A 13,285-nucleotide genomic window follows, 5' to 3' on the forward strand; every position below is an offset into this window, starting at 1 on the left:
AAAATCTACAGTTGGCCAACTCCACAACTTAAAATTTCAGTATATAATCAACTCAAATCCCACATACTATCTCCAAAAAAGAAAAGAGGGTAAAAACTCCATGGACCATTTCCACACAAAAACTCACAAACTGAAAGGCAGTATCTCTCCAAACATCCAAGAAAACATAAAATATACAAAAAAGGTCATGCAAAACTGCAATGACTTAGTACAAAAACAATTCAAAATCGGAATTAACCATGAAATCAGCTTATATATTGTGTACATGGACGGCTTAGTAGATACAGAAAGGCTTCAAGAATCCGTCATAAGGCCATTACTTCAAGACTCTTTTCCACAAGAAAGAACAGCAATTGATCAATATGTAATTGAATCCGCAGACTGGAAATGGATCAATACAATGGAAGATGCCATGACGGCAATCTTATCTGGCAATACAGTCTTATTTCTGGATAAAGAAGCAAGGGCAATCTTATTTTCCAGTAAATCATTCCCAACAAGAGGTGTGCAAAATGCGGATCAGGAAGTGGCGATCGTTGGTCCCAAGGATAGTTTTACGGAGAGTTTGAGAACGAATACAGCGTTGATCCGCAGGAGAATCAGGGATACAAGGTTAAAAGTGATTCAGAAGCAGATTGGAACGAGAAGCAAAACGGATTATGCATTGATGTATATTGATGATCTGGTTCAAATAGATATCTTAAATAAAATTAAAAAACAAATGGATAAAATCTGTGTGGATGGAATTTTTGATAATGGAATGTTGCAGCAATATCTTGAAAAAGATAGTAGAACTCCATTTCCGCTTTATCAACTGACACAGCGGCCAGATAAGGTAGCGAGCAGTATTATGGAGGGGCGGATTGCGGTTGTATTGGATAATTCTCCAATGGTTTTATTGCTTCCAGTGACGTTAAATGTATTTTTTCAGGCGAGTGATGATTACTATAATCGTTGGGAAATTACGACATTCGTAAGAATCTTAAGGTATATGGCAGCAATTATTTCTATAGGGTTGCCAGGATTTTATGTAGCAATTGCGGGATTTCATCCGGAAGTGCTGCCAACACCATTTTTGCTGGCATTGATATCAGCTAGGGAAGGGGTCCCATTTCCAGTGATCGTAGAGGTTTTGCTGATGGAATTGTCTTTTGAATTATTAAGAGAAGCAGGAATCAGACTTCCGGGGCAGCTTGGAGGGACGATGGGAGTTGTTGGAGGCCTGATTGTTGGACAGGCGGCAGTGGATGCACATCTTGTCAGCACAATCGTGGTAATTGTGGTGGCGTTGACTGCGATCGCTACATTTTCGATTCCGAATGAGTTATTTACAAGTGCATTTCGGTTGATGAAATTTTTCCTGATCATGATGTGTGCTTTTTGGGGATTATATGGTTTTTTCTTAGGGTTTCTGGCAATATTTATTCATTTATTTTATCTGGAAAATTACGGAGTGCCATATGCACATCCGATGGTCGAAGAAAAAGGAAAATTATCCGCATCTTTTCAGGATTTTATGGTACGTTATCCATTAAAGCGGATGAAATACCGCCCAGAATTTACAAAAGAGGGGGCGAGGGTAAGGCAAAAGGAGGAACAGGATGAAAAATAAAGCACAAACGATCACGGCAAGACAGGGAAATCGAATTATGATTCTTGAAATATTTTCAGCGGCTGCGATGTTTCTCCCGCAGATCGCGTTGAAAAAGTCATATCATTCAGGGATTATCGTAGTGATCATAGCAAGTGTGATGACAGGAATTTATTTATGTATCACAGATTGTGTAGCACAAGGAAATTCAATTGAAAATATATTAAAAAAATATCGTCTCGCAGCCATCATTTATTATGTAAGATTTTTACTAAATGGAGCTTTTTTTTATTTGTGTATTTTATATCTTACAAAAAAATATCTCCTTCCAGACAAATCATCATTTCTTATTGGGGCTCCATTAATTTTACTGGCTTATCTGATGAATCAAGGAGGATTAACAAAAAGGGGCAGAGTAATGGAAGGGATTTTCTGGTTCGTGTTACTACCGATGATCTTTGTTCTGATCCTAAGTGTGACAAATCTATCATGGAATGAGTTAATGGTCAATGGCTGGAAAGGCAGGGAAATGTTCAATGGAAGTATCCTTACGTTTGCTCTGATGCATCCGATAGAACTTGTCTGGTTTTATCGTGGAGATATGAAAGATGGAGCAATCCATTTTAGATCATTTGCAGGGCTAACGCTTCTTTTTCTTGGAGTATTTGTAAGTACTGTAGGTTCTCTTGGAAAGAAACTTACAATGATCGATCTAGAACCTGTGATGTCTATGGCACAGGGAGTCGCAATGCCAGGAGGAATTATGGCAAGACTGGATTTGTTTTTGATCGCATTTTGGATCGTAGGAGTATTTTGTGTGTTCAGCGGCTATTTATTTTATGGAAATGAAAGCATCAAACATGCATTTTCAAAAGGAAGGACTGCGGGATTGATCTTGTCGTATGGAGGAATTTATGCTATCAGTCCATGGATCATGACAATATTTGCAACATGGATCAGGCGATATTTTTCTATTTTTATTTACGGAAATTTAATTGTTGGATTGGTTTTTCCGCTTATTTTATTCATGCTGTGGAGAAAGGAAAAGAAAGATGAGAAAATATAGGCTATGTCTTCTGGTAATACTGATTGCATTTTGCATACAAGGATGCAGCAAACAACAAGATGTGGAAGATCACAGTTTTGTACTGGCAATGGGATTTGAACGGATCAATGAAAAGAAATTGCTAGTGCGTTATTCTTATGCGGATTTCGACAAAGTACAGAGCGATTCCGGGACCAAAATACCATCAAGATCGGTGACAGTTTTAGCAACGTCTCTAAAAGATGCTAATAAAAAATGGAAACAATACAAAAGCCAGCAGTTAAATTTTGGACATCTAAAAGTTGTGATTTTTGGAAATGGAAAAAAGAATGTAAAGATCATAAAAGAATTGGTGGAAGAACCGCAGATTGCAAAATCTGTATACGTGTTAAAAACAGATCATAATCTGTCAGATATTTTTGGAAAAGAAGACAAATTGTCAATCTCATTTGGAGAATACCTGTCAAAAAAACTGGAAATAAAGGACAGTCAAAATCTTACTCTTGGAAGGATTTACAGATAAAGGGAAAGTAATAAAAAGTTAACATTGACTTTGCTATATAGGGGTGTTAAACTTGAAAAGCTACACTATCTAGTGTGTAAAAGAAAAAGAAAATACTACATCTAGTATACAATATAATGAGTAAAGAATAAAAGAATCTGATAGGGAAGGGAGAATTATGATCAAGGTAATTAAAAAAGACGGAACAAAAGAAGAATTCAATGTACAGAAAGTTATTGTAGCAGTGAATAAATCTGCATATCGTGCATTAGTAAAATTTACAGATGAAGAAATTGATTTTATCTGCAAATTTGTGACTGAAAAAGTAGAACAGATGCGCAAGAAAGAAGTTACGATTTCTGATATGCATAATGTGGTCGAAAGTGCATTGGAACAGACAAATCCATTGGTAGCGAAAAGCTACAGAGATTACCGTAATTACAAACAGGACTTTGTACAGATGTTAGATGAAGTATATAAGAAGAGCCAGTCTATCATGTATATTGGAGATAAAGAAAATAGCAACACAGACAGTGCACTGGTTTCTACCAAACGAAGCCTGATCTTTAATGAACTTAATAAAGAACTCTATCAGAAATTTTTCATGACAACTGAGGAAATTCAGGCATGTCGTGATGGATATATTTATATTCATGATATGTCTGCACGACGTGATACAATGAACTGCTGTCTATTTAATGTGCAGGAAGTATTAAAAGGCGGTTTTGAGATGGGAAATCTCTGGTACAACGAGCCAAAGACATTAGATGTCGCTTTTGATGTCATCGGAGATATTGTATTAAGTGCAGCCAGTCAGCAGTATGGTGGATTTACAGTACCAAATATCGAACTGATTTTGGAACCATATGCAGAGAAATCTTACGCAGCAGGGATCGAGAGATACGAAGAACTTGGATTGTCCAGAGAACGTGCCGAAGAAGAAGCAATGAAAGATGTCAAACGTGAATTTGAACAGGGATTCCAGGGGTTAGAATACAAATTTAATAGTGTATCATCAAGCCGTGGAGACTACCCATTTATCACAATGACAGCAGGAACTGGAACAGGAAGATTTGCGAAGATGGCAACGATCTCCATGTTAGATGTCAGAAGAAAAGGTCAGGGAAAAGATGGACATAAGAAACCAGTGTTATTCCCAAAACTCGTATTCTTATATGACAAGAATCTACATGGACCAGGATGCGAATTAGAAGATGTATTTGAGGCAGGAATCCGTTGCTCCAGACAGACAATGTACCCAGACTGGTTATCACTGACCGGAGAAGGTTATATTGCAAGCATGTACAAGAAATATGGCAAGATCATCAGCCCAATGGGATGCCGTGCATTCTTATCTCCATGGTACAAAGAAGGCGGAATGAAACCAGCAGATGAAAATGACGAACCAATTTTTGTCGGAAGATTTAACATCGGTGCTGTCAGTCTTCATTTACCAATGATCTATGCGAAGGCAAAACAGGAAGGAAAAGATTTTCACGAAGTATTAGATTACTATTTAAATCTGATTCGTGAATTACATATCAGAACATACGAATACTTAGGAGAAATGAAAGCATCAACGAATCCACTTGCATACTGTGAAGGGGGATTTTTAGGTGGACATTTGGGAATCCATGATAAGATCAAACCGATCTTAAAGAGTGCAACAGCTTCCTTTGGGATCACGGCATTAAATGAATTACAGCAGCTATACAATCATAAATCTTTAGCAGAAGATGGCGAGTTTGCGTTAGAAACTTTGCGTTATATTAATGAGAAAGTAGAAGAATTTAAGGAAGAAGATGGAAATTTATATGCAATCTACGGAACACCAGCCGAGAACTTGTGCGGTTTACAGGTCAAACAGTTCCGCAAGAAATATGGTGTCATTGAAAATGTATCTGACAGAGAATATGTGAGCAATTCGTTCCACTGTCATGTTACAGAAGACATCACACCAATCGAGAAGCAGGATCTTGAAGGACGTTTCTGGGAATTATGCAATGGTGGAAAGATTCAGTATGTAAAATATCCGATCAATTATAACAAAGAAGCAGTAAAGACATTAGTAAGAAGAGCAATGGACAAAGGGTTCTATGAAGGAGTTAATTTATCCTTAGCTTACTGTGATGACTGCGGACACGAAGAATTAGAGATGGACGTATGCCCAGTGTGCGGAAGCGAAAACCTAACAAAGATCGATCGAATGAACGGATATCTCTCTTACTCCAGAGTCAAAGGAGACACAAGACTTAATGATGCCAAAATGGCAGAAATTGCAGAAAGGAAATCCATGTAAAATGCGTTACCATAATATTACGAAAGATGATATGTTAAATGGAGACGGCTTAAGAGCCGTCCTATGGGTTGCAGGCTGCACCCACAAATGCAAAGGCTGTCACAATCCAGTCACATGGGATATCGAAGGAGGAATTCCTTTCGATGAGGCAGCAAAAGAAGAATTATTTGAAGCCTTAAAACCAGACTATATCACAGGTGTCACATTCAGCGGAGGAGACCCACTGCACCCGGCAAATCATGCAGAAGTTGCGGTATTAGCAAAAGAGATCAGAGAAACATTTCCAGAGAAAACCATCTGGTTATATACAGGATTTTGTTGGGATGAAATTAAGACATTAGATGTTGTAAAGTATTGCGATGTGATCGTTGATGGACCTTTTGTACAGGAAGAATTTGATGGAAAGCTTCATTGGAAAGGAAGTAAGAATCAGAGAGTAATAGATGTACAGGAAACTTTGAGAGGGAATGAGATAGTGTTGCATGAATTCTAATTTGTGAGTTGGTTGGCCAACTGTAGATTTCGAGTATATGATAAAAAATAAATAAGCAACCGAACACGATGCTTATTTATTTTTTATCATATAGCTGAAGTCTATAGAGTGGACAATTCACAAGATTGGAAAATTTGAGGTGGTGTGTATGGAAAATAATATTGTCCCCGAAGCTTCGAAATATACTGCCTGCAGTTTAAAAGTTTCCGGCACAGTTTCATTGAAAGAAGCTGAGGAAGTCTGGTATCCCGCTTCATTCTTGGAACAAGATCCTGATCCCATGGGATGTGCAAGACATATTTGTATAAAAAAGCAATGGATGAATTATAAAAGTTACAGGTTGAAGCAGAAATACCACAGCGGCGTTTATCCAGGATAAATGTTCTGGCATCCAAAAGAGTCAGTTTTTCCATAGGTTTATAGCCAAGATATTTCATAAATAGACTGATAAAAACCTCCATGATGATAATGACATAAAAAAGAAGCTACCAGTCTCATGGAGGTCCTCGTAAGAAAGAAAATCTTTTGTCAGCGAATATAAAAATTATTAGCCAATACCGTTTAACATACATATCTCTAGTGGTTTCGATAACTGAAATTATTGAATATTATAAAAAGGGTTATATGTCGGCGACCGTAGGAACACGTTGGCACTTAATGAGCAGTGATGATTTATCATCGCTGTCGAATTTAGTGTCCACTACGTGTGAGTCGAGCGAGAGCGCGTCACAGACATATAACCCTTTTTATAATATTCCACCAATAACTTCAGCTTATCAAACTACCTACAAATCACAATTTAATTTTCCAACTGTTTTCCAAGAAATCCAGCTCCAACCCGTGCCACCATCAATTCCTGTTCTGTAAGTTCCTCATCAATCGAGAGAATACAAACAAATCCAACAGCATCTCCTTCCGATATGATCGTAGCTAGACATACATATTGGAAAACTTCAGGAAAGTCTGATATAAAAGGGAAAAAGTTTTTGCTTTCACGATGCATAAGTAAATTTTTACGTTCCGACAGTGCTTCTTCTGATTTCTCATGTAATAATTTTCCAAGTAGCTTTTTAGCATTAGGGCCTGCAGCAGCGATTACAGAATCCTGGTCACAAATGCAGACTGTATGAGGAAGCTGTGATGCGATAGATTCAGCACATTGCTGGGCATTGCTGCCCATTTCTCCGATTGGAGAGTATTTTTTTAAGATGATACTTCCATCTTTTTCTGTAAATATTTCTAAAGGATTACTTTCTCTGATATGCATGGTTTTTCGTATTTCTTTCGGTATAACGATCCGGCCAAGGTCATCGATTCTTCGTATAATACCTGTAGCTTTCATTTTTTATGATCCTCCATAGGTTGATTTTTCTTGTATGTCTGTAGTATTTGTAAAATCATTGGTTTTATACCCGGATTATGGTATAATATTTGATTAACAAAGAAAAGGAGAATCAATATGAAATTTCATACACAATTGAAGGCAAATGATATATTTAAATTTTCATTAGCATACACATATTCAGGGCTTCAGCTGATTCTGGCAATTGCTATGGTCGCAGTGGGAGTATACATGTGTGTTACAGGAATGGGTGCAGCAGATGGACAGTCTAATATGATATTTGGAATTGTTTTGATCGTATTATTTGTTGTAGTCAATCCGCTGATGTTATATGTAAAGGCTAAGAAGCAGGCGATTGAGAATCCTGTGTATAAAATGAAGACATATTATACATTGAATGAGGATGGTATTTTTGTAGAACTTGGAGAAGACAGCGCAACGATTGAATGGGCAAGAGTCTTAAAGATTTCACATGTTATGGGATTGAATATTTTGTATACAGGAAGAAAACAGGCCTTTGTATTTCCAGATTATGCGCTTGGAGAAGATAAAGACAAGATGCTGTCATATATGAAAGAACATATGGAAGCAGCAAGAAGAACTCCGAAGGCATCTGATGGACAGGATATTTCAAAATATTCAAAAGTGCCTGTGAAAGAAGAAAATAAAGAACAGGATGAAAAAACAGAAAAATAGAAGGAGAAATTATAAGATGATCGTACAAAGTTTTTGTGCAGAAGATACTTATGAGATTGGAAAGAAGATCGGACAGGAAGCAGTTCCTGGGCAGGTCATCTGTTTATATGGAAATCTTGGAGTAGGAAAGACAGTATTTACAAAAGGTCTGGCAGATGGTTTAGGAATCACAGAACCCATTCAGAGTCCGACATTTACGATCGTAAGAGAATATGAGGAAGGAAGACTTCCATTATACCATTTTGATGTTTACCGGATTGGTGATATTGAGGAGATGGATGAGATCGGATATGAAGATTACGTTTATGGAGAAGGAGTCTGTTTGATCGAATGGGCGAATCTGATTGAAGAGATTCTGCCAGATCATTATCAGAAGATTACGATCCGCAAAGATTTAGAAAAAGGATTTGATTATCGAGAAATTGAGATGGAGGAACAATAGATGAAATTATTAGTACTGGATAGTTCAGGGCTGGTAGCTTCTGTGGCACTGATCGAGGATGACCGCCTGATCGCGGAATATACGACTGGGAACAAATTAACACACTCTCAGACATTGCTTCCAATGTTAAATGAAGTGATCAAAAGAACTTCATTTGAGATGGAAGATATAGATGCAATTGCAGTTGCCAAGGGGCCTGGTTCATTTACAGGGCTTCGTATTGGGGCAGCAACGGCGAAAGGACTTGGACTGGCACTTAATAAGCCAATCGTACCGGTTCCAACAGTTGATGGACTGGCATATCAATTATTTGGAACATCTAAGATCATCTGTCCGATGATGGATGCCAGAAGGAAACAAGTATATACAGGATTTTACCGCTTCGAAGGCGGTGAAATGAAAGTGTTAAAAGAACAATGTGCACAAAGCGTAGAGGATACTCTTGATCAGTTGAGGAAATATAATGAACCGGTTATTTTCTTAGGAGATGGTGTGCCGGTATATCATGATGAGATCATGGAGAAGATGGGAGAATCAGCCATTTTTGCACCAGCACATGCAAACCGTCAGAGAGCGGCCGCAGTCGGTGCACTGGCACAGGTTTACTTTGCACAGGGAATTTATGAAAGTGCAGATGAATTTGTACCAGATTATTTAAGAAAATCTCAGGCAGAACGAGAGAGAGAAGAGCGGCTTCATGGACAAAAATAGTGCATCAGCAAGAGAATGGCATGTAAGGAAAGCTCTTCCAGAAGAACTTAAGATGGTAGCAGAGATTGAGAGACTTTCATTTAGCAGACCATGGAGTCTTGAAAGTATAGAATCTTTTTATTACAGAAAAACAAGTGATATTTATGTATGGAGAGACAGGAATCGTATCAGTGGATATATTATTGCTGAACATGTTCTTGATCAGGCAGAGATACATAGAATTGCAATTGTCCCATTTATAAGGAAAATGGGAATCGGAACCCTTTTGTTTCAAGAATTTGAACGAAGATATCAGAAACTTGGGGTAGAAACGATTTATCTGGAAGTAAGAGAATCAAATGAGGCAGCCTATCAGTTTTATTTAAAAAATGGATTTGAAGAATATGGCCGCAGAGCTAAATATTACAAAGATCCGATTGAGGATGCTGTGCTAATGTTCTGCGATGCTTCAGTGAATAACCAATCATTACCACTGGATTCTTCAGATACGACTTCTTATAATGAAGAACATAAGGAGGAGAATGAGATGAAGTGTAATGTATGTGGACAGTTATTGAAAGATAAATCAGATTATATAGAAATCAAAAAAGAATGGGGATATTTCTCTGATAAGGATACACAGATTCATGAATTTAGGATTTGCGAGAAATGCTATGATCGTATCGTAAAACAGTTTGAAATACCACCGAGAGTAACTGAAAAAAATGAGATATTATCATAAAAGGTGATTTATGTTAGATATATGTTTACTGGGAACTGGTGGAATGATGCCGCTCCCATACAGAAGATTAACCGCATGTATGACAAGATTTAATGGGCACAGTCTGCTCATTGACTGCGGAGAAGGAACACAGGTAGCGATCAAAGAGCGTGGGTGGAGTGTAAAGCCGTTAGATGCAATATGCTTTACACATTTTCATGCAGATCATGTTAGTGGTCTGCCAGGGCTTTTACTGACTCTTGGCAATGCAGAGCGGACAGAACCGCTTTTGATCATAGGACCAAGGGGTGTGGAGAAGGTTGTAAATTCATTGCGAGTGATCGCACCAGAACTTCCATTTCCAATTGAGTTTTATGAATTAAATGAAAAAGAGCATGTAATACAGATGGATGGCTATAAGATAGAAGCCTTTCATGTAAAACACAATGTACCATGCTATGGATACAATGTGATAATTCCAAGAGCAGGAAAATTTGATCCTGTCAAAGCGAAGGAAAATGAAATACCGATGAAATACTGGAACAGACTCCAGAAGGGAGAAACTGTGGAAAGTGAAGATGGGCGTGTATTAACAAGTAATATGATCCTTGGGGAACCAAGACCAGGCATTAAATTGACATATTGTACAGATACAAGACCTGTTCCGGCAATTTCAGAGCATGCGAAGAATGCAGATTTATTTATATGTGAAGGAATGTACGGAGAAGAAGGAAAAGAAAAGAAAGCAAGAGAATATAAGCACATGACATTTTACGAAGCGGCACACCTTGCAAAAGATGCTGGCGTAAAACAAATGTGGTTGACACATTACAGTCCGTCATTGGTTCGTGCTGAAGAGTTTATGGGGAAAGTAAAATCTATTTTCCCAAGAGCCAAGGCTGGAAAAGATGGTAAGACAATAACATTAGATTTTCAGGAAGAATAGGAGAATACGATGAGTGATAAGATTAAGATTCTGGCAATCGAATCTTCCTGCGATGAGACAGCAGCAGCAGTTGTTGAGAATGGAAGATGTGTAAGATCCAATATTATTTCATCTCAGATTGAATTGCATAAATTATATGGAGGAGTTGTCCCAGAGATTGCCTCAAGAAAACATGTGGAGAAAGTGAACTTTGTAGTAAGAGAAGCCTTAAAAGAAGCAGGAGAGACATTAGACAGTATTGATGCGATCGCGGTCACATATGGACCGGGTCTTGTTGGTGCACTTTTGGTAGGGGTAGCAGAAGCAAAAGCATTAGCATTTGCTAAAAATAAGCCATTAGTAGGGGTACATCATATCGAGGGGCATATTTGCGCTAACTATATAGAACATCCAGATTTAGAGCCACCATTTTTATGTTTAGTTGTATCAGGAGGACATACACATCTTGTAGATGTCAAAGATTATGGCAAATATGAGATAATTGGATGCACAAGAGATGATGCTGCAGGGGAAGCATTTGATAAAGTAGCACGAGCTATTGGCCTGGGATATCCAGGAGGACCAAAGATTGAAGCTTTAGCAAGAGAAGGAAATAAAGATGCAATTGCATTTCCTAGAGCTAAAGTAAGTGATTCTAAAATGGATTTTAGTTTTAGTGGATTAAAATCATCTGTATTGAATTATTTGAATAAATGTGAAATGAAAGGCGAGGAAGTAAACCGTGCAGATGTAGCAGCATCTTTTCAGGAGGCTGTTGTAGATGTGTTAAGTTCTCATGGAGTTGAAGCGGCAAAAGAACTTGGGTATAAGAAACTTGCGATTGCGGGTGGAGTTGCGTCTAACGGTGCATTTCGTGCCAAAATGATCGAACGTTGTAAAGCGGCTGGAATTGAATTTTATTATCCATCACCAATCTTTTGTACAGACAATGCAGCGATGATCGGTGTATGTGGATATTATGATTATATGAATGGTGTGAGAAGTGGTTTGGATTTAAATGCGGTGCCAGGATTAAAGATCGGTACTAGACAGGGGTAATACATGGAAGAAAAAATTGCGGCAATTGTTTTAGCGGCAGGAGAAGGAAAAAGAATGGGGAGTGGGATTCCCAAACAATATATGCTGATCAAATCAAGGCCTTTGGTGTATTATGCTCTGAAGGCTTTTGAAGAGAGCACTGTAGATGAAGTTATTCTTGTTACAGGAGAGGACGAGATAGACTATTGTAAAGAATATATTGTGGATCGTTATCATTTCAATAAGGTGACAAAGATCGTGCCGGGTGGATGGGAACGATATGCCTCCGTTTATTTTGGACTTGAAGCAATTGAAGATGCAGATTATGTATTGATCCATGATGGGGCGCGTCCAATGATCAATGCAGAGCTGGTACAAAAATGTATATACTATGTAAAAAAATACCGGGCGTGTGTAGTTGGTATGCCATCAAAAGACACAATAAAAGTCGTTGATGAAGAAAACTATGCAGTGCGCACACCAGAGAGGAAAACATTGTGGCAGGTTCAGACACCACAGTGTTTTGAATTTGACCTCGTAAAAAAGTCGTATGAGAAAATGATGGAAAACGATGATGGAAAAGCAACAGATGATGCAATGGTAGTAGAAACGTATGGAAATGTTCCAGTGAAGTTATTTGAAGGTGGTTACGATAATATTAAAGTTACAACGCCGGAAGATGTAAGGTTGGCAACGAACCTGGTGCGTGTAAGAAAGATATTCCATAAGCTTCATATACTTCATGATAAGCTGATCTATATGCAAATGAAGGCCTATAAAAAGCGGTTTAAAGAGAAAAAACAAAAAAAATAAAAAAACTTTGAAAAAAGTGTTGACATATGTATTCTGGTTTGATATTATAAACAAGTCGTCGCGTGAGACACACAAAACGACAACAACAGAATACGTTATGGAGAGGTATCGAAGTGGTCATAACGAGGCGGTCTTGAAAACCGTTTGTCCGCAAGGGCGCGTGGGTTCGAATCCCACCCTCTCCGTTCATCATGATAGAATCCATGATGTCAACCCTTGGAGAAGTACCCAAGTGGCTGAAGGGGCTCGCCTGGAAAGTGAGTAGGTCGTTAATAGCGGCGCGAGGGTTCAAATCCCTCCTTCTCCGTTGGATATTTCATCCAAGAAAAACTTTTGAAAAAAGGTTTGACAAACAAGAAAGAACATGATATGATTTAAAAGTTGCTACAGTTCTTATGAAGAACGGGTCAACAAAATAAATTAAAAAAGTTCTTGACAAGCTAAGAACTAAGTGATATAATAATAAAGCTTCTTATACGAAGCGGATCACAAAAAGATCTTTGACAACTGAACAATAAGACAACCTTGAAAATTCTAATGAATTTTTCAGATGATTTTAGTAAAAATCAACGAACGTTCTTTATAAGAACAGTAATAACAAGGATAAAGAAGCTAGTGCTTCTTGAACTTGGATCAACATTGAACATGAGAGTTTGATCCTGGCTCAGGATGAACGCTGGCGGCGTGC

The 13,285-nt window shown here is 38.1% G+C and carries 14 protein-coding genes and 2 tRNA genes; 15 read left to right on the plus strand and 1 reads right to left on the minus strand.

The annotated features are described in order from the left end of the window. Positions 1 to 100: 100 nt before the first annotated feature. The 6 genes from KE503_RS12015 to KE503_RS12040 all read left to right on the plus strand — a co-directional run bounded on the left by KE503_RS12015 (position 101) and on the right by KE503_RS12040 (position 6,309). The gene (locus tag KE503_RS12015; RefSeq protein WP_212385378.1) at positions 101 to 1,612 is read left to right on the plus strand and encodes a spore germination protein; all 1,512 of its coding nucleotides are present in this window, start codon (positions 101 to 103) and stop codon (positions 1,610 to 1,612) included. Beyond that, positions 1,602 to 2,657: a GerAB/ArcD/ProY family transporter gene (locus KE503_RS12020; protein WP_212385379.1), complete on the plus strand. Its 1,056-nt coding sequence runs from the start codon at positions 1,602 to 1,604 to the stop codon at positions 2,655 to 2,657. Before KE503_RS12015 ends, KE503_RS12020 begins: the two co-directional genes overlap by 11 nt. Continuing rightward, complete coding sequence (locus KE503_RS12025; RefSeq protein ID WP_022375364.1) at positions 2,644 to 3,159, plus strand: Ger(x)C family spore germination protein; 516 nt, start codon at positions 2,644 to 2,646, stop codon at positions 3,157 to 3,159. The genes KE503_RS12020 and KE503_RS12025 overlap by 14 nt, the downstream gene beginning before the upstream one ends. 157 nt (positions 3,160 to 3,316) lie before the next feature. Further along, on the plus strand, positions 3,317 to 5,437 hold the full coding sequence (gene nrdD / locus KE503_RS12030) for an anaerobic ribonucleoside-triphosphate reductase (RefSeq protein WP_022375363.1): 2,121 nt from the start codon (positions 3,317 to 3,319) through the stop codon (positions 5,435 to 5,437). A 1-nt stretch (position 5,438) separates the two neighbouring features. Continuing rightward, positions 5,439 to 5,930, plus strand: a complete 492-nt coding sequence (gene nrdG, locus KE503_RS12035) for an anaerobic ribonucleoside-triphosphate reductase activating protein (RefSeq protein WP_055197804.1) — start codon at positions 5,439 to 5,441, stop codon at positions 5,928 to 5,930. Between the two features lie 148 nt (positions 5,931 to 6,078). Next, positions 6,079 to 6,309, plus strand: a complete 231-nt coding sequence (locus KE503_RS12040; protein ID WP_212385380.1) for a hypothetical protein — start codon at positions 6,079 to 6,081, stop codon at positions 6,307 to 6,309. A gap of 420 nt (positions 6,310 to 6,729) precedes the next feature. Here the strand turns inward: KE503_RS12040 and KE503_RS12045 are convergent, their stop codons facing one another. Continuing rightward, positions 6,730 to 7,272: a stage V sporulation T C-terminal domain-containing protein gene (locus KE503_RS12045; RefSeq protein ID WP_022374172.1), complete on the minus strand. Its 543-nt coding sequence runs from the start codon at positions 7,270 to 7,272 to the stop codon at positions 6,730 to 6,732. Between the two features lie 117 nt (positions 7,273 to 7,389). Between KE503_RS12045 and KE503_RS12050 the strand changes: the two genes are divergently transcribed. From KE503_RS12050 to KE503_RS12090, 9 genes are all read left to right on the plus strand, one after another. Further along, positions 7,390 to 7,968 carry a YcxB family protein gene (locus KE503_RS12050; RefSeq protein WP_212385381.1) on the plus strand — a complete coding sequence of 193 codons (579 nt, stop codon included), beginning with the start codon at positions 7,390 to 7,392 and terminating at the stop codon, positions 7,966 to 7,968. A gap of 16 nt (positions 7,969 to 7,984) precedes the next feature. Next, complete coding sequence (gene tsaE / locus KE503_RS12055) at positions 7,985 to 8,410, plus strand: tRNA (adenosine(37)-N6)-threonylcarbamoyltransferase complex ATPase subunit type 1 TsaE (protein WP_022374174.1); 426 nt, start codon at positions 7,985 to 7,987, stop codon at positions 8,408 to 8,410. Further along, on the plus strand, positions 8,411 to 9,121 hold the full coding sequence (tsaB, locus tag KE503_RS12060; RefSeq protein ID WP_022374175.1) for a tRNA (adenosine(37)-N6)-threonylcarbamoyltransferase complex dimerization subunit type 1 TsaB: 711 nt from the start codon (positions 8,411 to 8,413) through the stop codon (positions 9,119 to 9,121). Continuing rightward, entirely contained in the window at positions 9,108 to 9,842 is a 735-nt protein-coding gene (rimI, locus tag KE503_RS12065; protein ID WP_055197544.1) for a ribosomal protein S18-alanine N-acetyltransferase, read from the plus strand. Before tsaB ends, rimI begins: the two co-directional genes overlap by 14 nt. A 10-nt stretch (positions 9,843 to 9,852) precedes the next feature. Further along, on the plus strand, positions 9,853 to 10,767 hold the full coding sequence (locus KE503_RS12070) for a ribonuclease Z (protein ID WP_212385382.1): 915 nt from the start codon (positions 9,853 to 9,855) through the stop codon (positions 10,765 to 10,767). 9 nt (positions 10,768 to 10,776) lie between these two features. After that, positions 10,777 to 11,805 (plus strand): tRNA (adenosine(37)-N6)-threonylcarbamoyltransferase complex transferase subunit TsaD, encoded by a 1,029-nt coding sequence (tsaD, locus tag KE503_RS12075; RefSeq protein ID WP_022374178.1) that lies wholly within the window; start codon positions 10,777 to 10,779, stop codon positions 11,803 to 11,805. A 3-nt stretch (positions 11,806 to 11,808) separates the two neighbouring features. Beyond that, positions 11,809 to 12,597, plus strand: coding sequence for a 2-C-methyl-D-erythritol 4-phosphate cytidylyltransferase (gene ispD, locus KE503_RS12080; protein ID WP_022374179.1), 789 nt, complete (start codon positions 11,809 to 11,811; stop codon positions 12,595 to 12,597). A 99-nt stretch (positions 12,598 to 12,696) separates the two neighbouring features. Beyond that, a tRNA-Ser gene (locus KE503_RS12085) sits at positions 12,697 to 12,782 on the plus strand. 33 nt (positions 12,783 to 12,815) lie between these two features. Beyond that, positions 12,816 to 12,904: transfer RNA gene (locus tag KE503_RS12090), tRNA-Ser, on the plus strand. Positions 12,905 to 13,285: the final 381 nt, after the last annotated feature.

It is taken from the genome of Anaerostipes sp. Marseille-Q3525 (assembly GCF_018223505.1).
GTDB classification, from domain to species: Bacteria; Bacillota; Clostridia; order Lachnospirales; family Lachnospiraceae; genus Anaerostipes; species Anaerostipes amylophilus.

Coding starts and splice junctions, on each gene's coding strand:
- KE503_RS12015 (WP_212385378.1), top strand. CDS start 101: ATGGACCATTTCCACACAAAAACTCACAAACTGAAAGGCAGTATCTCT.
- KE503_RS12020 (WP_212385379.1), top strand. CDS start 1,602: ATGAAAAATAAAGCACAAACGATCACGGCAAGACAGGGAAATCGAATT.
- KE503_RS12025 (WP_022375364.1), top strand. CDS start 2,644: ATGAGAAAATATAGGCTATGTCTTCTGGTAATACTGATTGCATTTTGC.
- nrdD (WP_022375363.1), top strand. CDS start 3,317: ATGATCAAGGTAATTAAAAAAGACGGAACAAAAGAAGAATTCAATGTA.
- nrdG (WP_055197804.1), top strand. CDS start 5,439: ATGCGTTACCATAATATTACGAAAGATGATATGTTAAATGGAGACGGC.
- KE503_RS12040 (WP_212385380.1), top strand. CDS start 6,079: ATGGAAAATAATATTGTCCCCGAAGCTTCGAAATATACTGCCTGCAGT.
- KE503_RS12045 (WP_022374172.1), bottom strand. CDS start 7,272: ATGAAAGCTACAGGTATTATACGAAGAATCGATGACCTTGGCCGGATC.
- KE503_RS12050 (WP_212385381.1), top strand. CDS start 7,390: ATGAAATTTCATACACAATTGAAGGCAAATGATATATTTAAATTTTCA.
- tsaE (WP_022374174.1), top strand. CDS start 7,985: ATGATCGTACAAAGTTTTTGTGCAGAAGATACTTATGAGATTGGAAAG.
- tsaB (WP_022374175.1), top strand. CDS start 8,411: ATGAAATTATTAGTACTGGATAGTTCAGGGCTGGTAGCTTCTGTGGCA.
- rimI (WP_055197544.1), top strand. CDS start 9,108: ATGGACAAAAATAGTGCATCAGCAAGAGAATGGCATGTAAGGAAAGCT.
- KE503_RS12070 (WP_212385382.1), top strand. CDS start 9,853: ATGTTAGATATATGTTTACTGGGAACTGGTGGAATGATGCCGCTCCCA.
- tsaD (WP_022374178.1), top strand. CDS start 10,777: ATGAGTGATAAGATTAAGATTCTGGCAATCGAATCTTCCTGCGATGAG.
- ispD (WP_022374179.1), top strand. CDS start 11,809: ATGGAAGAAAAAATTGCGGCAATTGTTTTAGCGGCAGGAGAAGGAAAA.